Below are 21,908 nucleotides of genomic sequence, written 5' to 3' on the forward strand. Positions count from 1 at the left end.
GTCCGCTCCAGCTAGGTCGCGGCCTACACGCCCGTTCCACCTTTCACACACAATTTACGCACAGGTTTATCCACAGGTAGTACGTTGCAACACCCCCAAAAACGCATTATCTTGTACCCCGGCGCCAAAAAAACCCTACATGTAGGGTTTTGCGTAAAAAACCAAACACAAATCAGACACCGATTTCAAGCGCTTTTATTGCCTCTGTCCGGTTGAACCAAACGTATTTTCGAAAGACCAAACCGCGCGTGCGGATGGCTACTGTTTTTGCGCCGAAAACGGCGTTTACGGTACGGGTGTTGCAGTCAATTACTGTCACCCAAAAGGATCCCGGTTTCAGGTTCAAGGCCTGGGACCAAAGACTTCGGCATGGAAGCGGCGCCCCAATTGCCCCTTCCTGATCTGTCCCGAAGTTGGTATGCCCGGCCCTTCGCCGGTTGTAGTGCTTCAGGACGGAACGGTGGGCACCCAAACGGTGCCCAAACAAACATAGAGAATGTGGAGACAACCCCCCATGCAAACCGACACAACTCGCGAGAACCCGCAGGGCACCTTGCCGCAGGCCGCAGATTCGACTTCGGATCTGTCCGCCACCGCGCCTGGTCAACTGCGCGTGATCAAGCGTAACGGCACTGTCGTTCCTTACACCGATGACAAGATCACCGTCGCCATCACCAAAGCGTTTCTCGCAGTTGAGGGCGGCACCGCTGCCGCTTCGTCGCGAATCCACGACACCGTTGCCCGCCTGACCGAACAAGTCACCGCGACCTTCAAGCGTCGCATGCCCTCGGGCGGCACGATCCACATCGAAGAAATCCAGGACCAGGTCGAACTGGCCCTGATGCGTGCCGGCGAGCAGAAAGTAGCCCGCGACTACGTGATCTACCGTGACGGTCGTTCGAAAGAACGCGCCGCCCACGCACCGGCCGAAGAAGCAGTCAACGCTCACCCGTCGATCCGCATCACCCGCGCCGATGGCACCTTTGCTCCTCTGGACATGGGCCGCCTGAACACCATCGTCACCGAAGCGTGCGAAGGCCTGGAAGAAGTCGACGGCGACCTGATCCAGCGCGAAACCCTGAAAAACCTGTACGACGGCGTGGCCCTGACCGACGTCAATACAGCGTTGGTGATGACCGCCCGTACGCTGGTCGAGCGTGAGCCGAACTACTCGTTCGTGACCGCCCGCCTGCTGATGGACACCCTGCGTGCCGAAGGCCTGAGCTTCCTGGAAGTCGCCGAAAGCGCGACCCACCACGAAATGGTCGACCTGTACGCCAAGGCCCTGCCTGCCTACATCGCCAAGGGCATCGAATTCGAATTGCTGAACCCGGTCCTCGCTACCTTCGACCTGGAAAAACTCGGCAAGGCGATCAACCACGAGCGCGATCAGCAGTTCACGTACCTGGGCCTGCAAACCCTGTACGACCGTTACTTCATCCACAAGGATGGCGTGCGTTTCGAACTGCCACAGATTTTCTTCATGCGCGTGGCCATGGGCCTGGCGATCGAAGAGAAGAACAAAGAAGACCGTGCGATCGAGTTCTACAACCTGTTGTCGTCTTTCGACTACATGTCGTCGACCCCGACCCTGTTCAATGCCGGTACTCTGCGTCCACAGCTGTCGAGCTGCTACCTGACCACCGTGCCGGATGACCTGTCGGGCATCTACCACGCGATCCACGACAACGCCATGTTGTCGAAATTCGCGGGCGGCCTGGGCAACGACTGGACCCCGGTTCGTGCACTGGGTTCGTACATCAAGGGCACCAACGGCAAATCCCAGGGCGTTGTTCCGTTCCTGAAAGTAGTGAACGACACCGCCGTTGCCGTTAACCAGGGTGGCAAGCGCAAAGGCGCTGTCTGTGCCTACCTGGAAACCTGGCACATGGACATCGAGGAGTTCATCGAACTGCGTAAGAACACCGGTGATGATCGTCGTCGTACCCACGACATGAACACGGCCAACTGGATTCCTGACCTGTTCATGAAGCGCGTCTTCGATGATGGCAAGTGGACCCTGTTCTCGCCGTCCGAAGTGCCGGACCTGCACGACCTGACCGGCAAGGCCTTCGAAGAGCGTTACGAGTACTACGAAGCCCTGTCCGAGTACCCGGGCAAGATCAAGCTGTTCAAGACCATCCAGGCCAAAGACCTGTGGCGCAAAATGCTGTCCATGCTGTTTGAAACCGGCCACCCATGGCTGACCTTCAAAGACCCATGCAACCTGCGCAGCCCGCAGCAGCACGTCGGCGTGGTTCACAGCTCGAACCTGTGCACCGAGATCACCTTGAACACCAACAAGGACGAGATCGCCGTTTGCAACCTGGGCTCGATCAACCTGCCGAACCACATCACCAACGGCAAGCTGGACACCGCCAAGCTGGAACGCACCGTGAACACCGCCGTTCGCATGCTCGATAACGTTATCGACATCAACTACTACTCGGTGCCACAAGCGAAGAACTCCAACTTCAAGCACCGTCCGGTCGGTCTGGGCATCATGGGCTTCCAGGACGCGCTGTACCTGCAGCACATTCCTTACGGTTCCGACGCTGCCGTCGAGTTCGCCGACAAGTCGATGGAAGCGGTCAGCTACTACGCGATCCAGGCTTCCTGCGACCTGGCCGACGAGCGCGGCGCCTACGAGACGTTCCAGGGTTCGCTGTGGTCCAAAGGCATCCTGCCGCTGGATTCGCAACAGATCCTGATCGAGCAACGTGGCCAGAAGTACATCGACGTTGACCTGAACGAATCCCTGGACTGGGCACCGGTTCGTGCCCGTGTGCAGAAAGGCATTCGTAACTCCAACATCATGGCCATCGCACCGACCGCGACCATCGCCAACATCACTGGCGTATCGCAGTCGATCGAACCGACCTACCAGAACCTCTACGTGAAATCGAACCTGTCGGGCGAATTCACCGTGATCAACCCGTACCTGGTTCGCGACCTGAAAGCTCGCGGTCTGTGGGACTCGGTCATGATCAACGACCTGAAGTACTACGACGGTTCGGTGCAACAGATCGAGCGCATCCCGCAAGAACTCAAAGAGCTCTACGCGACGGCCTTCGAAGTGGACACCAAGTGGATCGTTGACGCGGCAAGCCGTCGTCAGAAGTGGATCGACCAGGCTCAATCGCTGAACCTGTACATCGCTGGCGCATCGGGCAAGAAGCTGGACGTGACCTACCGCATGGCCTGGTACCGTGGTCTGAAAACCACTTACTACCTCCGTGCCCTGGCCGCGACCAGCACCGAGAAGTCGACCATCAACACCGGCAAGCTGAACGCTGTTTCCAGCGGCGGCAACCACGGTGACGATTCGGTCCTGGCAGCCCCTGCCGGCCCTGCTCCAGTGCCGAAGGCTTGCGCCATCGACGAGCCGGATTGCGAAGCTTGCCAATAAGCTGAGCCGGTAACCCGAAACCCCCGACAGCCCTCTGGATTGTCGGGGGTTTTCTTTTGCCTGCAGGAAAGTGGTGACCGGGCTGACACCATCGCGAGCAGGCTCACTCCTACAAGGGCCGAGTTGGCTCGGAGGAATGCGATCTACTGTGGGAGCGAGCCTGCTCGCGATGAGGCCAGCACAGGTAACCAGAATGCCTGCGTCAGGGACAAATCCCGGTCATAAAAAAACCCCTCTTGCGAGGGGTTCTTTATGCAGCGTTATCCAGCATCAGGTCATCTGAATGATGGTCTGCATGATGGTGCTTTGGGTGGAGATGGTCTTGGCGTTCGCCTGGTAGTTGCTCTGCGCCTTGATCAGGTCGACCAGTTCATTGGTCAGGTTGACGTTGGACTCTTCCAGAGAGTTGGAGTGGATCTCGCCCAAGGTACCGGTGTTCGGCGCATCGTAGCCCGGGATTCCCGACGTATAGGTTTCTTTCCAACTGGTGCCGCCTACCGGTTGCAAACCTTGTTCGTTGGTGAAGCTGGCGAGCGAGATCTGGCCGATGGGCTTGGTCTGGCTGTTGCTGAAATTGGCCAGCATGACACCGCTGGCGTCGATGGTCAGGTTGGTGATCTGGCCGGTGGCGTAGCCGTTCTGCGAAGGAATCGAACGCGCGGTGTCAGCGTTGTACTGCGTGGTTTTGTCCATGGAGACCGTGACGACACCAGAGGCCGCGCCGTTGGCTGTCCATACGCCATTGGTCACGTTACCCGGAATCCAGCCGGTGACTTTCAGGTCGGGGCTGGTTGTCACAGATGGCGGAACGGTCGCAGGAACAACCGGTGTGGTGACCGACGTCAGGTTGCCGGAGCTGTCGAAGTTCATGGTCGAAGCGACAGGAGGAGTAAGAGGATTGGTAGGGTCACTGCCATCCGGGTTGCGACCCTCGATCAGGGTGTAAGTCTTCCAGGTGTTGTCAGCAGTCTTCACCATGTATTGATCCATGATGTGCTTGTTACCCTGGGTATCGTAAATCGGGGTACTGAACTGCTTGGTGAAGGACGCTTCCTTGGACGGGTCAAACGGATTGATCGTCTGGTCGATGATGGGAGCTGTGGAGTTCAGGTTGATCGTCGACGAAACCGTGGAGGTGTTTTTTGGCGCCAGGTTCGACGTATCGATGCGCAGGTCAGTCAAAACGCCATTGAGGATCTTGCCATTGGCATCCACGCCATAACCCTGCAGACGCGCAGAGCCATCGCTATTGGTGACGTAACCGTCCTTGTCGACCTTGAACGTACCGGCACGGGTGTAGGACATCGAACCGTTCTCGCTCAGCACGAAGAAGCCGGAACCGTTGATGCCCATGTCCAGTACGTTGCCGGTGTTGTTGACGTCACCCTGGGTGAACTGCTGGGAAACGTTGGCCAGGCGCACGCCATTACCGATGGTTTTGCTGCCCGAACCCAGCTTGGTGGCCGAGTAAACGTCTTCGAATTCCGCACGGGACGATTTGAAACCGGTGGTCGCGACGTTGGCGATGTTGTTGCCGGTCACGTCCAGTTGTTTGTTGGCTGCATAGAGACCGCTAAGGCCGATATTGAAAGACATATTCCACTCCTTTGTGCCGTGTTAGTCGGCTCTACATACCAATAGTTTGTACTTTGGACAGGGCGATGCTGCCGAGCCCGGCCAGGTTGAGCATCAACTCACCGCCGGTCTGGCTGATGGTCACGCTGTTGACCGTTGCCGGCAGGTACGTCACCAGCGAGGTCGCCTTGCCGTCGTAGGTCGCCGTAGCGCCGAAGGTATAGGTACCCGCCTTGGCCACTTCGCCTGCATCGTTTTTGCCGTCCCAGATGAAACTGGAAGTACCGGCGTTCTGGCTGCCCAGGCCGATGGTGCGGACAACTTTGCCATCGGCATCGGTGATCTTGACCGTGACCGGGTCCACCGACGCCGGTACGGCAATGGTGCCGTTGAAACTCTTGGAGGTATCGACCACCGCCGATCCGCCCGGTGCAATGACCGAACGCCCGACCAGCGACGACGCCTGCAATGCCTGGGACGAGTTGTAATTGCTCGCCAGGCCGCTGACGGTGTCGTTGAGCGTGGTGATGCCTTCCAGGCTACTGAACTGCGCCAACTGGGCGACGAACGCACCGTTGTCTTGCGGCTCCAGCGGGTTCTGGTTTTTCAGTTGCGTTACCAGCAACTGCAGGAACGCGTCCTTGCCCAGGGCTTTTTTGCCGGTGGCGCTGTTCGTCGCCGACGCCAAGCCGTCGGCACTGGTGCTGGTCTTGATCGAGGAGTTGGCCAGGATATCCTTGAGGCTCAAACTACTGGTGGTATCAGTAACACTCATCTGAGTCGCCCCTTATCACTGACCGAGGGTCAGGACCTTCTGCATCATGGTTTTGGCGGTATTCATCATTTCGGCGTTGGTCTGGAACGAACGGCTCGCGGAAATCATGTCAGCCATTTCTTCCACCACATTGACGTTCGGGTAGTAGACGTAGCCTTTGGCGTCGGCCGCCGGATGGTTCGGCTCGTAGCGCGCCTCAAGGTTGCTCTGGTCTTCGACCACACCCAGCACTTGCACGCCTTGACCGGCGGCGTCCTGGTTCTGGAACAGCGAATCGCTGCCGCCGCTCTGCCCGCCCTGGAACATGGTGGCGAATACCGGGTGCCGTGCACGGTAGGTCTGGTCGATGCTCGACGAGACGGTCTCGGCGTTGGCGATGTTACTGGCGACGGTGTTCAAGCGAGTGGTCTGGGCACTCATGCCGCTACCGGCAATGTTGAAAACACTGGCTAGAGACATGACTTACTCTCCACGAAGGGCTGATACCAGCCCTTTGAATTTGCTGTTGAGCAGGGTGAAGCTGGCCTGGAAGTTGACCGCGTTTTCCGCGTAGTTCGACTGTTCCAGCTGTGCGTCCACGGTGTTCTGGTCGATCGACGGTTGCATCGGCGTGCGATACATCAACGACTCGTCGCCATTGCCCAGACCTTCGGCTTCGATATGACGGCTGTTGGTCATGTTTAAGGCGAAAGATCCGCTCTTGGTCTTCTCGTTCTGTGCGGCGAGCACTTTGGAGAAGTCCAGATCCCGAGCCTTGTAGTTCGGGGTGTCGGCGTTGGCGATGTTGTTGGCCAGGACTTCGGCACGCTGAGCGCGGAAGCCCAGGGCTTGTTCGTGGATACCGAGCGCTTTATCGAAGCTGATGCTCATGTCGGAAACCTTCGGGTGACCTGATTTTTCGTAACAAGGACATAGCAAGCGTCGTGCCAATTCAAAAAAGCCCATAAACCGGGGCTTTGCGGGCAGTGGCAATGTGGCAATGCCAGAAAAGCGGCAACCGATTTCCGCCGCCTGCCGCTTTTCTGCCGCTTATCACCCCCGCACGAACACCTTCTCCCCCTGTGGTAGCCAGCCCTGTGGCGAGGGGATTTATCCCCTCGCCACAGGGGATCGGCGGTGGGCTTGAGGAATGAGCAGGCAAAAAAAAACGGGAGCCCCTGAGGACTCCCGTTTTTTGATGACGCCAACGAATCACTTCGCCTGGTAAATGATCCCCGGGCTGCACTGGACCATCTGGTAATGATCCGGCAAACCGTTCAGCGCCTCGGAAGCACCGAGGAACAGATAACCGCCCGGCTTCAACGTGCTGTGAATGCGCAACAGGATGTCCTTCTTCACCTCGGCGGAGAAGTAGATCAGCACGTTGCGGCAGAACACGATGTCAAACTTGCCCAGCGCCGCGTAGCTGTCCAGCAGGTTGAACGAGCGAAACTCCACCCGGCTCTTGATCGGTGCCTTGATGGCCCAGCGTCCCGGCCCTTTTGGGTCGAAGTAACGTTGAAGGCGCTCGGGCGACAGGCCACGGCCGATGGCCAGGCTGTCGTATTCGCCGGTCTTGCAGTTGGTCAGCATGGTGCCGGACAGATCGGTGGCAACGATCTGCACGCCCATCTTCAACTGGCCCATGTTCACGCGCTCGAACTCATCGATCGACATCGACAGCGAATACGGTTCCTGACCCGACGAACAGGCCGCCGACCAGATCCGCAGACGCTGGCCAGGGGCGGCCTTGATCGCTGCGGGCAGCACCTTGTTCTTCAAGACTTCAAACGGATAGGTGTCACGAAACCACAGGGTTTCGTTAGTGGTCATGGCATCCACCACCATCTCGCGCAAACCGCTGCGCGGCTGGGTCTGGATGCGCTGGACCAGCTCACCCAGGGACTTGATGCCTTGCTGTTCCATCAGTTTGTTGAGACGGCTCGAGACCAGGTATTGCTTGTTTTCACCGAGCAAAATGCCACAGGCTTTTTCCAGGAAGACCCGGAACTGTTCGAAATCCAAATTACCCGTAGACAAAGATACCGCCTCTTAAATCGTATTAACCGTTAGGGGCAGAAGGCCCCTAGCTGATGTCTGCTGCTTTGATCCGGTTGACTACCCGGGATGCCAGGTCATCAGGACGGAATTTGGCAAGGAAGTCATCGGCACCGACCTTCTTGACCATCGCCTGATTGAATACACCCGACAACGAAGTATGCAGGATGATGTGAAGCTTTTGCATGCGAGGGTCGTTGCGGATCTCGGCCGTGAGGGTGTACCCGTCCATCTCCGGCATCTCGATGTCGGAAATCATCATCAGGAACTCTTCTTCCGGCTTCTTGCCCTCGTCGACCAGCTTGCGCAGGTAATCCAGCGCTTGTCGACCGTCGTTCAACGCCACCACTTCGACACCGACCGTCTGCAGGCAACGAGTCACCTGCTTGCGCGCCACCGACGAGTCATCGACCGTCAGTACTCGCAAAGAGAGCGCCTTGTGCTGGGTTTCGACATCCACCACGCCGACGGAAATCGCTTCCGGTGTCGGCGCCACTTCTGCCAGCACTTTCTCGACGTCGATGATTTCGACTAACTGATTGTCGACCCGAGTCACAGCCGTCAGGTAATGATCGCGTCCCGTGCCCTTGGGTGGCGGATGAATCTCCTCCCAGTTCATGTTGACGATGCGTTCCACCGACCGCACCAGGAAACCCTGGGTCTTGGTGTTGTACTCCGTGATGATCACGAAGGGATTGCTTTGATCTTTCAGCGCACCGGAGCCGGTCGCCATCGCCAGATCAAGAATCGGAATGGTCGCCCCCCGAATATTTGCCACACCGCACACGACAGGACTGGATTTTGGCATCAGCGTCAGTTTGGGGCATTGCAGCACCTCCCGAACCTTGAACACGTTGATCCCATACAGCTGCTGGCCGTCGAGACGGAACAACAACAGCTCAAGGCGATTCTGCCCTACCAGTTGCGTGCGCTGGTTTACCGCATCCATTACACCAGCCATGCACAGACTCCTACACCAACGCTTAAGTGTGTTGCGACGTGCATTCATCACTAAACGGCACGGCGCTTGCTTTTTAACTCTTATGAACACAGAACCGACATTTTTCCGACGCCTGACATCAAACGCCCGCAAATTGCTTTGCGCGGTGTCGGCCGTCTGCCTGTTCAACGCTGGCTGCCCTGCCCTTGCTGACGCGGTTACCTTGCCTGACATGCTTATCGGCGTCACCCAGGGCTTTCTTGAATTCACCGTAGAAGACTATCTGGCCACCAGTCAAACGGAAGGCCGCTACGAAATCGAGGTCAAGCAACTCGATCCGCGGCTGCGCATGCCCATGTGCGACAAGGAATTGACAGCGTCCCTGGAGAGCCCCGCCACGCCGCTGGGCCGGGTTACGGTCAAGGTTCGCTGCGAGGGCGCTTCGCCCTGGACGGTCTTCGTACCCGCTCAAGTGCGCCTGTTTCGCGACATTGTCACCACCACCCGCCCGCTGCGACGCGCCGGTATCGTCGAGCCCCAGGATGTGACCCTGCGCGAGCGTGACATCAGCCTGATCAGCCAGGGTTACCTGACTTCCGTCGACCAGGCGATCGGGCAGAAACTTACCCGACCAATGGTCGCCGATCAGGTCATGACCCAGGTGCACATGGAACAGGCAGAAGTCATCAGCAAGGGCGACCAGGTGGTGATTACCGCCCGCAGTGGAACGCTGAGCGTACGCATGCCGGGTGAAGCGCTGTCCAACGGCGGCTTGCGCGAACAGATCCGGGTGAAAAACCTCAACTCCCAGCGGGTCATCAAGGCGCAAGTCATCGCGCCCGGCCAAGTGGAAGTAGCGATGTAGAGAACTCTCTGTTTGTGAAGATGTGGCGCGCCACTCGACTGTTCCCTAGACTGTGCCCTATGCAGGGCAAGCGTTGACGCGCGCAAGCTCATTGATAATTGGGCCTAAAGTTTTTCCGGGTATGGCCGAAAACATGGCAAGCGTCCAAATACCCAGAGGTTTTTTGTCATGGTCATCGATTTCAGCCGTTTAAACAGTTCCTCGTCACTTACCGGCAGTACACGTACCAGCACCGCGAAGGAAACCGCCGAAGCCGGCAAGCCCGCACCGCTGAATACCCCGGCCGAACAGGCCAGTACCGTCAAAAGCGGGGAATCGGTACATCTCAGCGATGAGGCTCAACAGTTGCAGAAGGTCACTGACAAGCTGCGCGATCAGCCTGCCGTCGACAACGCCCGCGTGGCCGAGTTGAAAGCAGCGATTGCCGATGGCAGCTACAAAGTCGACAGCAACCGTGTAGCCAGCAAACTGCTCAACTTCGAAGCCCAGCGCTAGGCCAAGGCCTGCGCCAGGCTTTTGGACGCTTAAAACCCAAGGCCAGCCATGCACGACACTAATTTACTGCAACTGATCACCGACGATTTTGCTCCGGCACAGCACTTGCTGGAGCTACTGCAAACCGAGTCCCTCGCCTTGCACGGTCGTGACATGCCACTGCTCGAAGAGATTCTGGCGCAGAAACAGGCATTGATCATTTTGCTCGATCAGCATGGCCGCAAGCGCAGTGAAATCCTCGCCAGCCTCAATCTGCCGACCAATCGCAATGGCCTGGAGCAACTTGCCAGCCATTCGAGCATTGGTGATCAGCTATTGGAGCAGAGCGACGTATTGACCGATCTTCTGGCTCAGTGCCAGGCGACCAACGTCAAGAATGGCCAGTCGATTCTGGTGCAACAGGCCGCGACGGCCAATCAGCTGAAAATCCTCAACGGCGGCGAGCCGCCAGCGCTCTACGATGCGCGCGGATCAACCTCCATGCTTGCGAAGCCACGCCCGCTCAGTCAGGCTTGAGCCTGCTGAAAAGCGCGCACTATCAAGACGCGTAACATGCTGGCAATATGCTGGCTAGCCGTAGTCATATTTTGCCTGGAGATTGATGAACCGTGTTCAATGCCTTAAGCGCGGAAGATGCTCCGCAGCCACCCAAGGTGCTCACCACGCCGTTGGAGATCTCCGGCACCCTGCGCCAGCTGCAAGACAGCCATGATCCGCTGATCATCACGTTCCATGAGCGCAGCCAGCGCTTCCAGAGTTATCTGGTGGACATTGACCGTGACAGCAACATGATGGCCCTGGACGAGATGATTCCCCGCGATGGTGAACGCTTCCTGCTCGCCGGCGAACCGTTCAAGGTCGAAGGCTTTCACGACGGCGTGCGTATTGCCTGGGAAAGCAACGGCCTGTTGACCATCGACGAATCCGCTGGCGGTCGCTGCTACCGTGGCGCCCTGCCCGCCCAGGTGGTTTACCACCAGCGTCGCAATGCATTCCGCGCAGCATTGAAGCTGGCACAACTGGTCAACGTCGATCTGGGCGGTGAAAAGCTCAAGTCGCCGATCAGCGGCAAGCTCTTGGACATCTCCGCCACCGGCTGCAAGTTGCGCTTCGAAGGCGACATCACCGCCAGCCTGCAACTGGGCCAGGTGTATGACCGCTTCATCGCCGCCCTGCCCTTTGGCAACATGACGGCACCGGTCGAGCTGCGTTACCTGCACTTCGAAGAAAGGATCTCCACCACCTTCGCCGGCGTACGCTTTCACAACATGAGCGGGCTGGTGCAGCGGCAGGTCGAGCGGTTCGTCTATCAGCTTCAGCGCGAAGCGCGGCGCTTCGACAAAGACGACATGTAATAAGACGCTTCAATAGAAAACGGGCAGTCCCTTGCGGTGACTGCCCGTTTTTTTATGCGTTGTTTTTATGCGTTATGGCCTGGCCTCGGTAAAACTTTGCTCGCGAGGTGCATCAGGGTCTTCGGGTGTCGGATCGGTTTCGAGCCCTGATTCAGGTTCCGGGTCCGGGTCCGGGTCAGGGTTGATCGGGTTCTGCATCTGCTCCTGGACAACTTGCTCATCGACCCGCGGGTCAAGGCAAGCCACCAGTGGCGAACTCGACATACTGTCCGGCATGGCGACGTGATGCAGCGGTGCATCGTCCACCACATGCAGGTTGGTCACCGCTTTCGGGCGAATCCGCCACACCAGTACCAACGCGAAGAAACTGAAGAAGGCATAGAGCATGTGGCTGCCGAACAGCTTCATCAGCACCCCGGCCACCAGCGGCCCGATACTGGCGCCGACACCGTAGGTCACCAACAGCATCGCCGTCAGGGACACCCGGCGATCGCCCTCGACGTGATCGTTGGAGAATGCCACCGCCAGCGGATACAGGCAGAACATCACCAGCGAACAGCAGAACCCGGTGATAAACAAAATCTCCAGCGGTACCTGTTGCATGATTGCCAGCGGCAACGCGGTAAGCGCCAGGACCAGCGCAAAACAGCGGATCAACAACGCCCGGTCATAACGGTCGGACAGCCAGCCCAACGGCCATTGCACCAGCAACCCGGCAAAAATGCAGCTACCCATGAACAGACCGACCTGCTCCGTGGACAATCCCTGCTGTGAGGCATACAGCGGAGCCAGACCGTAGAACGAACCGATGATCAGCCCTGCCCCCAGCACCGTGCTCAACGACTGCGGCACGCGCTTGATGAAGAACCGCGGCTCCATCGGTGCCGGGTGCAACGGCGCCGGGTGAATCCGCCGGGTCAGGGCCACCGGCACCAGGCACAGCGCGAAGCACAAGGCGACCAGCATCAGCAGCTCAAGACCCAGGCCCGGGTGCATGACCAGAATCAACTGACCCAGCACCAGCCCCAGATACGAGGCGATCATGTAGCCGCTGAAGACCGTCCCGCGCTGCGTGGCTTCAGCCTGCTCATTGAGCCAGCTTTCGATGACCATGTATTGGCACATCATGCCGAGGCCGACGATGACCCGCAGGAAGATCCAGGCCGGCAACCAGTCCACCAGGCCATGGCCCAGCACCGCCGCACCGACAATCCCGGCGCAGGCCGAATAGGCGCGAATATGCCCGACCCGGGCGATCAACCGGTGACCGATCTTGCCACCCAGCACCAGGCCGCAATAGTTGGCTGCCATCAACGCACCGACCCACAGGCTGTCGACGTGGTCGGCCGCCAGGCGCAAGGCCAGGTAAGTACTCAACAGGCCAGAGCCGATCAACATCATCAGCGAGGCAAAATAAAGCGCTCGAAAGGGTTTCCAGATTTGGCGCATCGGCGTTCCGAGCGGCTCCTTGCAGTGAGTTTCAGGCTACCGACAAACGATAGCCTGATGTCGACGGATCGTCAGGCCTGGGCCGCTAAAACACGCCGCTCCCAGGGAGTAATTTCATCAAAGAAGCTGGTCAACTCCATGGTCTTCGAGGCGATGTAGCCTTCGATGAACTCCTTGCCAAACAGTTCCTTCGCCAATTGACTACGTTTCAGACGCTCAAGAGCCGCATGCAAGGTACACGGCAACGAAAGATTGTCCGGTACTTCAAATTCGCCCTGGATCGGCTCGCTCGGCTCCAGTTTGTGCTCAATGCCATACAACCCTGCGGCAAGGCTGGCGGCGATCGCCAGATAAGGATTTGCATCAGCCCCCGGCAAGCGGTTCTCGACCCGACGAGCGGCGGGAGAACTGGCCGGAATACGCAATCCGGCCGCACGGTTGTCGTGGGACCAGCAGGCATTATTCGGTGATGCGAAGGGATGGCACAAGCGCTGATACGAGTTCACGTTCGGTGCGAACAACGCGGTGAAATCCGCCATGCCGGCCTGCTGACCCGCGATGAAATGACGGAAGGTCGCCGTCGGCTCTCCAGCCTTGTCGCTGAACACGTTACGCCCGCTGCCGATCTCGATGATGCTCTGGTGAATATGCATCGAGCTGCCGGGCGTGTGCGCCAGCGGCTTGGCCATGCAAACCACAGTCAGGCCATGCTTGAGCGCGACTTCTTTAAGCAGATGTTTGAACAGGAGTGTCTGGTCGGCCAGCAGCAGCGGGTCGCCGTGCAGCAGGTTGATCTCGAACTGGCTGATGCCCATCTCGTGCATGAAGGTATCGCGCGGCAGGCCCAGGGCCGCCATGCAGGCGTAGACTTCACTGAAGAACGGCCGCAAACCATTATTGGAACTGATACTGAACGCCGAATGACCGTCCTCGCGACGACCGTCCAGGCCCAGCGGCGGCTGGAACGGTTGAGTCGGGTCGGTATTGGGCGCGAAGACAAAAAATTCCAGCTCGGTCGCCACCACCGGTGCCAGGCCGAGGGCCGCGTAACGCGCGATCACGGCTTTGAGTTGGCCGCGGGTCGACAGAGACGAGCTTTCGCCGGTCAGCTCGTCAGCATCGCAAATAGCCAAGGCTCGCGGTTGCTGGCTCCAAGGCAAGCGATGGATCTGTGCAGGGTCGGGCACCAGCGCCAGATCGCCATCATCGCTGCCGTAAAAGCGCGCTGGCGGATATCCGCCCATGATGCATTGCAGCAGCACCCCGCGCGCCATCTGCAAACGCCGCCCCTCGAGAAAGCCTTCGGCGGTCATGACCTTGCCACGGGGTACGCCATTCAAATCCGGGGTGACACATTCAATCTCATCAATGCCCGTCAATCGCTGTGCGAGTGAGCGATGGCCATCGGTTGTCATGACGCAATCCTTTGGTGTTGTGCGAGCCGCGAACGGCAACCCGTACAAAATAGGCTCCGCCTGTTCGGAATATCAAGCAGCGGCCAACAAAAAGACCCGTCAGGGGAGGTAAAGGCTGAACACGCCGCCGCCCAGCGGGCCGCCATTGCTGATTTCGGTGCGTCCACCCACGCCGTTGCGTTGATGGAGTGAGGCAATCCGTGCGGCAAAGTACAGGCCCAGTCCAGTGCTTCCGCTGCTGTGGTTGATCCCCTGTACGTAATCGGCCTGACGCTCGATCATCTCGGGTGGATAACCCTCGCCATCGTCATTGACGGTCAGCACCAATTGCCCGGCTTCATCGCTGACGCTGATCAACACCGCGTGGCGGGCGTAACGAATCGCGTTGTTGATGCTGTTGCTCAGCACCGAAGCAATCAGCTCCCGGTCGAAGAAACCCAGAGGGCTCAGCGGGTCCACTTCATAGGTCGCGATGATGCCTCGACTGGCGAACACGTCCTGGTGGCAGGCCAATTGCGCTTCGATGAAGTCATCCAGTTCATGGTAGGCCGGTTGCAACGGCATCTGGTTGACGCCGAGCTTGTACAGCCCCAGCAACTGCACGAGCATGCCATTAAGGTGTGCGAATTCGAATTCGATCACACCCTGCTCCGGCGTGTGCTGCTGCGGATCCGGCAAGCGCGCCAACCATTGGCTGTGGGCTTGCATCACCATCGCCAGGGAATTCTTCATGTCGTGCACGGTGGAGGCAATCACCGTGGAAAAATCGAGTGCCTGTTCGCTGTTGTTCATTCGCCAAACGCCTTGCTTCGCAACTTCTGATAACGGGGAAAACGCGCATCGGTGTCGGGCATCAGGCCGACCATTTTCAGGCACGTCCGACATTCTTCCAGCTCCGCCGAAGGGACATTGGTGTCGGTGCCGTGCAGCAGCGACTGCGCCATGTTCAGCGCGATGCTGATGTTCTTCGGCTGCAGCGCCAGGGCTTTGCGGAACACCTGCCGCGCCTCCACCAGGTTGCCGGTCTTGTACACCCGCACGCCCTGACGGTTGAGGTCCGCAGCGGCGTTGCCGGAGTTGAGGATGGTCGGATCGTCGGTCAACTTGGCGATGCCCTTCATCACTGTAGGGTCGTCGCCGTAGATTTCCGCGCAGTTTTTCAGCATCGAGGCACCGGCGCTGGCCTGCCCGAGCATCTGCAGTTGCTTGGCCACCAGCAGCGCGGCTTCGGCGCTCATGAACTGTTCCATGCCATCGAGGCGCATCATCGCCTGCTCGGTAAGCTTTTCGGCGGTTTCGGCATCGTTGAGCAGCAGACTGGTGGCTTTCATCAATCGCGCACGAATCTGCAGACCTGGGTCGGAGGGGTTTTCCTTGGCCACCGCACTCAGCGTCGTGTTGATTTCCAGTCGAGTCCGGGTATCCAGACCTTTTTCGCTGCCTTTACTGATCAAGGCATGGGCCAGGCCGAGGTTGCTCTCCGCATCCTTGAAACGTGACTGCGCGCCCTGCGCCACGGCCTGACGATAGGCTTTGGAGGCGGTGTCGAAATCTTCGTTGGCCATCGCCAACTTACCCAGCAGCGCTTGCCGGCGCACCGCCAGTGGCGACAAGCGGATCGCCTCTTCCAGCACACGCTGGGCCGCCTTGGTGTCGCCTTCGGCGACCAGCACTTCGGCCATGCCGTCGTAGAGCGCCGGCATCATCGGGAACACTTTCAGGGCTTTTTCATAGACGCCTTTGGCCTGAGCGACCTGGCCACGCTTGAACAGCAGCTTACCCAACCCGGCAAACGCCCACGGCAACGGTCGATCGGCAATGATGCTGTCGTAGAGACGTTCCAGCGCCTCGTTCTGATTCAAGTCGCGCAACGCATCGGCGCGGTAGCGCAGGCACAACGGCGAGTAGCGGATGTCTTGCTTGCACAGGGCGATGCAAGCATTGAGCACTTCAACCGGTTTGCCCCGGTCAAGGGCCTGCAGAATCGGCTTGAGCAAGGTCTTGCGTTGTTCCAGCCGCTCCAGGCGTTGAGCCAGGCCGGAACGGTTGAACGGTTTGGTCAGGTACGCATCGGGTTCGTGTTCCAACGCACTGAGCACCATCGCCTGACTGGTCTCGGCGGTGACCATGACGAACACGGCCTCATGACTGATCAGCTTCTCGATCATCAGGTCCTCAAGCACCTGCTGGCCGTTCTTCTTGCCATCGCCCAGGTGAAAGTCCTGCAGGATGAAATCGTAAGCCTTCTGCGAACACATACGCAGCGCCTGTTCACCGGTGTCGGCGGTGTCGACATCCTTGACGCCCAGTTCGCGCAGCATGGACCTGACGGAACTACGAAAATCCGAGAAATCATCGACGATCAAAAAACGCTTTTGGTGATACGACAGCATCGAAGATTTCCAGGCAATTTAAGAAGAAGACCATGACTGTTCGGGTTATCGGCCAGAACAGGCATTCACTTGAAGCAACGGGAGTGCAATCGCTCATTTGGTGGTCAAAGAATTCATGGACGCCTCCCATGGAGAGCTAAATATTTGAAGGCGTTATTGAAAAACGGGATTATCCTGACCTATTGAATTGCGCTTCCTGTCGCTTGAAATCAACACGCTCTACGTCGCAGCTAAAGGCCTAAGTCATGACCACCAAACCCAAGCGCTCGGATACCCCTACCGAGCGAAAGGCCCTGACCCCCAGCACCCTGGATTTTCCGGTGGTGGGCATCGGTGCGTCGGCGGGCGGGCTGCAAGCGATCAAATTGTTCTTTGAAAACATGCCTCAAGACAATGGCATGGCGTTCGTGATCATTCTCCATCTGTCGCCCGATCACCAGAGCATCGCTGACAAGATCATCCAGGAATCGACCAAGATGCCGGTTCTGCAGGTGACCGAAACGGTGGCCATCGAGAAAAACCGGGTGTACGTCATTTCACCGGCGCAACGGCTGGCAATGAACGATGGCTTTCTGGAAGTCAGCGCCACAGACCCGCGCGAAGGTCGCCACGCATCCATTGATCTGTTTTTCCGCGACCTGGCCGATGTACACCGCGAGCGCGCCTTCTGTCTGGTGTTGTCGGGCACCGGCTCCGACGGCGCGGTTGGCTTGTCACGGATCAAGGAACAAGGTGGCATCACCCTCGCCCAGGCACCGGAAGACGCCGAATTCGATGGCATGCCTTGCGCCGCCATCGAAACCCGCATGGTTGACCTGGTGCTGCCTGTGGTGGAAATGCCGCAAAAACTGCTGGAGCTATGGCGCAACTCCAGGGAAATCACTTTACCCATCGCCAACGATCCGGAACTGCAAACCATTGCTGCGGTGTCCGAGCGTGAGGCGGCACTTGCCGAACAGGTGCTGCGCGACATCCTGATTCAGTTGCGCACTGGAACCGGCCATGACTTCAAACACTACAAGCGCGCCACCGTGTTGCGCCGGATCGAACGCCGCATGCAGGTCACCGGCCAGTCGGACCTGAGTGCCTATTACCAGTATCTGCAGAACAATCCCGAAGAAACCAAGGCACTCCTGGGCGACATGCTGATCGGGGTGACCAACTTCTTCCGTGACAGAGAGGCTTTCGAAGCCCTGGAGCGGGATGTCGTGCCGCAACTGGTCAGCGCCGCCGTGTCCGCACACCCCGAGAAAGAAGAAATCCGGGTCTGGTCCGCTGGCTGCTCTACGGGCGAAGAAGCCTACAGCCTGGCCATGCTGCTCAACGATCAATTGCAACTGGATGCCAGCGCGGCATCGATGCAGCTGTTCGCCACCGACATCGACGAACGCGCCATCAGCATCGGCCGGGCCGGCCTGTATCCACAGGCGATCGTCACCGATGTGCCACCCTCGCGGCTGCGTCACTACTTCATCAAGGAAGACGATCATTATCGGATCCGCAAGGAAATCCGCGAAAAGGTCTTGTTCGCCAAGCACAGCCTGTTGTCCGACCCGCCCTTCTCCCAGATCGACCTGATCGTTTGCCGCAACCTGCTGATCTATCTGGATCGCGAAGTGCAACGCGAAATCCTCCAGATGTTCCACTTTGCCCTGCGTCCCGGCGGTTTCCTGTTCCTCGGTTCTTCCGAGAGCGCAGACGCGTGCCACGAATTGTTCGCGCCGGTGGATAAACGCAACCGGATTTTCCGCGCCAAGACCGGCACGGCCAACAGTCGACGCACACCGACCATGCCGCGTGGAGGCTATGTGCGGACCAACACTTCCCAACAGGTCCCGCAAAGCAGCGCGCCGCGTAAATTGTCATTTGCCGATATCCATCAACGCGCCCTCGAACACTCCGCACCACCGAGCGTGATCGTCGATGCCAACGCCGACATCCTGCATATGAGCGAGAGTGCCGGGCGTTTCCTGCGTCATGTTGGCGGCGAATTGTCGCGGAACTTGCTGACACTGATTCTTCCGGAACTGCGCCTGGAAATCCGCACTACGCTGTTCCAGGTCCAGCAGAGTGGTCTGCCGGTCAAGTCCCGCGAAGTGCCGATCAAGCGTGACAAGCGCAGTTACCTGATTGATCTGGTCGCACATCCCTACAAGGATGAAGATTCGGACGGCGAATACGTCCTGGTGATTTTCGAGGAAGTCGAGGTCGACCCTGCCGAACGGGCGGCCACCACCGTGCTACAGACCGAAAGCCAGGTGCTGTCCAACCTTGAGCGCGAACTGCAACGCACCAAATTGCACCTGCAGGACACCATCGAACAATCGGAAGTCTCCAGCGAAGAGCTCAAGGCTTCCAACGAAGAAATGCAGGCGATCAACGAAGAACTGCGTTCGGCCACCGAGGAGCTGGAAACCAGCAAGGAAGAGCTGCAGTCGATCAACGAAGAGCTGTTGACGGTCAACTACGAGCTGAAAACCAAAGTCGAAGAAACCGACAAGATCAACGACTACCTGACCAACCTGATTGCCTCCACCGACATCGCCACGGTGTTTGTCGATCGCAGCATGCGCATCAAGTGGTTCACTCCGCGTGCCACTGACATCTTCAGCATGTTACCGGTGGATACCGGGCGCTCCTTGCTCGACATTACCCATCGCCTGCATTACGAGGACATCGTCGCAGACGCGGCCCAGGTGTTCGAATCGCTGAACATGATCGAACGCGAAGTCAGCAGCACCGACAACCGCTGGTACATCGCCCGCCTGCTGCCCTATCGCTCCAGTGAAGACCATATCGACGGCACCGTGCTGACGTTCATCGACATCACCAAACGTCGTGCGGCTGAAGAAGAGCTGCGACTGGGCGAAGAACGCATGCGTCTGGTCGCCGAAAGCACGCGCGACTACGCCATCATCACCCTCGATGAGCAGGGCGTGATCACCACCTGGAACAAAGGCGCCGAATTGATCTTCGGCTACAGCAAGGCCGAGGCCGAGGGCGCCTATTACGACTTCATTTTCTCGCCTGAAGATCGCGCGTCCGGCGTGCCTGAAAACGAACTGCTGGTGGTGCGCACCCATGGCCGCAGCGAAGATGAGCGCTGGCACGTGCGCAAGGACGGCAACCGCTTCTTTTGCAGCGGCGAGGTGACCTTGCTCAGCGGCGACAATCTCAAAGGCTACGTCAAAATCGCCCGCGACCTGACCGGCCATAAACGCCAGCATGAAGAACAGAGCCAACAACTGGCCGAAACGCGCAACACCAATTACCTCAAGGATGAATTCTTTGCGGTCATGTCCCACGAACTCAAGCATCCGTTGAACCTGATTCAGCTCAATGCAGAACTGCTGCGTCGCTTGCCGGTAACCAAGTCGGTGGAGCCGGCCGCCAAGGCCGTCAACACCATCTGCGACGCCGTCAACAGCCAGGCAAGAATCATCGATGATCTGCTGGATGTCGCCCGGGTCCGTACCGGCAAACTGAAACTGAAACCCATCGCCGTGGATCTGGCCAGTGTGTTGCGCGATATTCACGCCGTCGTGCTCAGCGACCGACACGACGCCACCGTCGAGCTGCACGTGCCTTCAGACGCATTGATGGTCCATGCCGACCCGACGCGCCTGGAGCAAATTATCTGGAACCTGGTGAATAACGCGCTGAAATTCACGCCCTCCAACGGCCACGTGCAATTGATCGCCAGCCAGGTTGGAAACATGGCGCGGCTGGACGTCAAAGATAACGGTGCGGGTATCGCACCCGAGAACCTCGATCACGTGTTCGACCTGTTCGGCCAGGCTGAAAAGCAGCACGTCAGCCACAACCGTGAAGGACTGGGAATCGGCTTGTCACTGGTCCGCCAGTTGACCGAGGCCCAACGGGGAACGGTTGAGGTGACCTCTGCCGGGGTGGGAACAGGTTGTACCTTCACGGTTTACCTGCCCTTGGCCCACACCCTAGATGAGCCGCAAACCCCGACTCAGGTTGAAGAATCCTCTGGCAGGCTGAGCGGTTTGACGATCCTGCTGGTCGACGACTCCGCCGATGTACTGGAAACCTTGAAAATGCTGCTGGAAATGGAAGACGCGCAAGTGATTGCGTTCGACCGTCCGGTGGCGGCTTTGGATGCCGCAAAAAGCACGCGCTTCGACTTGATCATTTCTGACTTGGGCATGCCGGTCATGAATGGCCACGAGCTGATGAGCGCATTGCGTCAGTTGCCGCTGGTCAAGGATGTGCCGGCCATTGCACTGACGGGCTACGGCGCCCACAGCGACATTCAAAAATCACGGCAATCGGGCTTTGACCAGCACATTGGAAAACCGGTGTCCTATGATGATCTGATCGAAACCATTGAAAATCTGCGACGCTCCCAGACCTGAGGCAGGGTCAGCGCAGATAGGCCCGTTGTACGCAGGCTCGTCGATCGATGGCCTGCCTAAGCCGCTCCTTGTTATCAGCCCAGACCCTGGGATCGACTCTGGTTGAGCGCATCAGCTCCAGCATGGCTGCCTTGGCAGCCAGGTACTCCGACCAGGCATCTTCGGACCTGAGTTTCAAAGACTGGCGCTCGGTCATTTCCATCCGCCGCAGGGCCAGTTCCGGCTCATCGGTAATCACTGGACTCAAAGTCACCTGCACCCGATGCGGCGCGACGAACTCCTGGGTATCCGCAACAATCTCCCTCGCCCGCTGAGCGCCCCACTTCAACGCCGCGCAGTAATGCTCACCGGCGTGCCGGTCATGAGACTCCTCGCAAACCGCCCAGCCATCGGTGCCGTAGACACCTATAAATACCTGGGTAACCCCCTCATGACTGGCCCGTGCCTGCACCTCGATGTGCAGCCCATTGCTGAGTACCTCTTCATGCGTATGAAGGGGTAACTGCGTGTTGGTCCATAACCAGAATTTTGCGCCTCTTCGCCGCATCGACGTTGCCCCATGAGTTATGTCTGGAGTAAGGCACAGCAATGCCAGACTTTCCATGTAGATCGTCGGGTGATGACACGTAGAAAAGAGCAATCAACAGCTGGCGCAAACCCAGCGGGGACTCCGTAGCAGATGTTTTTTCTTCGGACAAAACAAAACCCCTACCTGCATACGCAGATAGGGGTTTCGGAATTTAATCTTGACGATGACCTACTCTCACATGGGGAAACCCCACACTACCATCGGCGATGCATCGTTTCACTGCTGAGTT

Annotated in this window: 17 protein-coding genes; 6 read left to right on the forward strand and 11 right to left on the reverse strand. The window is 58.4% G+C overall.

What is annotated here, in order from left to right; translation table 11 throughout:
- Positions 1–514: 514 nt before the first annotated feature.
- Entirely contained in the window at positions 515–3,409 is a 2,895-nt protein-coding gene (locus IB252_RS29040) for a ribonucleoside-diphosphate reductase subunit alpha (protein WP_192411065.1), read from the forward strand.
- A 270-nt stretch (positions 3,410–3,679) separates the two neighbouring features.
- On the opposite strand, the gene flgE is transcribed toward IB252_RS29040, so the two are convergent.
- From flgE to IB252_RS29070, 6 genes are all read right to left on the reverse strand, one after another.
- Entirely contained in the window at positions 3,680–5,005 is a 1,326-nt protein-coding gene (flgE, locus tag IB252_RS29045; RefSeq protein ID WP_111451688.1) for a flagellar hook protein FlgE, read from the reverse strand.
- 31 nt (positions 5,006–5,036) lie between these two features.
- Entirely contained in the window at positions 5,037–5,759 is a 723-nt protein-coding gene (gene flgD / locus IB252_RS29050; protein WP_111451687.1) for a flagellar hook assembly protein FlgD, read from the reverse strand.
- Between the two features lie 15 nt (positions 5,760–5,774).
- Complete coding sequence (gene flgC / locus IB252_RS29055) at positions 5,775–6,218, reverse strand: flagellar basal body rod protein FlgC (protein ID WP_046046514.1); 444 nt, start codon at positions 6,216–6,218, stop codon at positions 5,775–5,777.
- A 3-nt stretch (positions 6,219–6,221) separates the two neighbouring features.
- The gene (flgB, locus tag IB252_RS29060) at positions 6,222–6,629 is read right to left on the reverse strand and encodes a flagellar basal body rod protein FlgB (protein ID WP_008147960.1); all 408 of its coding nucleotides are present in this window, start codon (positions 6,627–6,629) and stop codon (positions 6,222–6,224) included.
- A 321-nt stretch (positions 6,630–6,950) separates the two neighbouring features.
- Complete coding sequence (cheR, locus tag IB252_RS29065; RefSeq protein WP_074879171.1) at positions 6,951–7,778, reverse strand: protein-glutamate O-methyltransferase CheR; 828 nt, start codon at positions 7,776–7,778, stop codon at positions 6,951–6,953.
- 46 nt (positions 7,779–7,824) lie between these two features.
- On the reverse strand, positions 7,825–8,757 hold the full coding sequence (locus IB252_RS29070; RefSeq protein ID WP_008147956.1) for a chemotaxis protein CheV: 933 nt from the start codon (positions 8,755–8,757) through the stop codon (positions 7,825–7,827).
- An 82-nt stretch (positions 8,758–8,839) separates the two neighbouring features.
- On the opposite strand from IB252_RS29070, the gene flgA reads away from it, so the two are divergent.
- The 4 genes from flgA (at position 8,840) to IB252_RS29090 (ending at position 11,451) form a co-directional block, all read left to right on the forward strand.
- Complete coding sequence (gene flgA / locus IB252_RS29075; protein ID WP_111451685.1) at positions 8,840–9,601, forward strand: flagellar basal body P-ring formation chaperone FlgA; 762 nt, start codon at positions 8,840–8,842, stop codon at positions 9,599–9,601.
- A 168-nt stretch (positions 9,602–9,769) separates the two neighbouring features.
- Entirely contained in the window at positions 9,770–10,096 is a 327-nt protein-coding gene (gene flgM, locus IB252_RS29080) for a flagellar biosynthesis anti-sigma factor FlgM (protein ID WP_111451684.1), read from the forward strand.
- Positions 10,097–10,144: 48 nt separating this feature from the next.
- Positions 10,145–10,612 (forward strand): flagella synthesis protein FlgN, encoded by a 468-nt coding sequence (locus IB252_RS29085; RefSeq protein ID WP_111451683.1) that lies wholly within the window; start codon positions 10,145–10,147, stop codon positions 10,610–10,612.
- Positions 10,613–10,704: 92 nt separating this feature from the next.
- Entirely contained in the window at positions 10,705–11,451 is a 747-nt protein-coding gene (locus IB252_RS29090) for a flagellar brake protein (RefSeq protein ID WP_111451682.1), read from the forward strand.
- 72 nt (positions 11,452–11,523) lie between these two features.
- Here IB252_RS29090 and IB252_RS29095 read toward each other — a convergent pair whose 3' ends face one another.
- From IB252_RS29095 to IB252_RS29110, 4 genes are all read right to left on the reverse strand, one after another.
- Positions 11,524–12,900 carry an MFS transporter gene (locus tag IB252_RS29095; RefSeq protein ID WP_192411066.1) on the reverse strand — a complete coding sequence of 459 codons (1,377 nt, stop codon included), beginning with the start codon at positions 12,898–12,900 and terminating at the stop codon, positions 11,524–11,526.
- Between the two features lie 71 nt (positions 12,901–12,971).
- The gene (locus IB252_RS29100) at positions 12,972–14,213 is read right to left on the reverse strand and encodes a glutamine synthetase family protein (RefSeq protein ID WP_192411072.1); all 1,242 of its coding nucleotides are present in this window, start codon (positions 14,211–14,213) and stop codon (positions 12,972–12,974) included.
- 201 nt (positions 14,214–14,414) lie between these two features.
- Complete coding sequence (locus IB252_RS29105) at positions 14,415–15,107, reverse strand: sensor histidine kinase (RefSeq protein WP_192411067.1); 693 nt, start codon at positions 15,105–15,107, stop codon at positions 14,415–14,417.
- The gene (locus IB252_RS29110; protein ID WP_192411068.1) at positions 15,104–16,708 is read right to left on the reverse strand and encodes a tetratricopeptide repeat-containing response regulator; all 1,605 of its coding nucleotides are present in this window, start codon (positions 16,706–16,708) and stop codon (positions 15,104–15,106) included. The genes IB252_RS29105 and IB252_RS29110 overlap by 4 nt, the downstream gene beginning before the upstream one ends.
- Before the next feature lie 245 nt (positions 16,709–16,953).
- Here IB252_RS29110 and IB252_RS29115 point away from each other — a divergent pair, with 245 nt between their 5' ends.
- On the forward strand, positions 16,954–21,090 hold the full coding sequence (locus tag IB252_RS29115) for a CheR family methyltransferase (protein ID WP_192411069.1): 4,137 nt from the start codon (positions 16,954–16,956) through the stop codon (positions 21,088–21,090).
- A 7-nt stretch (positions 21,091–21,097) separates the two neighbouring features.
- On the opposite strand, the gene IB252_RS29120 is transcribed toward IB252_RS29115, so the two are convergent.
- Positions 21,098–21,637, reverse strand: a complete 540-nt coding sequence (locus IB252_RS29120; RefSeq protein WP_192411070.1) for a hypothetical protein — start codon at positions 21,635–21,637, stop codon at positions 21,098–21,100.
- Positions 21,638–21,908: the final 271 nt, after the last annotated feature.

Source organism: Pseudomonas sp. PDM10 (genome assembly GCF_014852295.1).
Taxonomy (GTDB): domain Bacteria; phylum Pseudomonadota; class Gammaproteobacteria; order Pseudomonadales; family Pseudomonadaceae; genus Aquipseudomonas.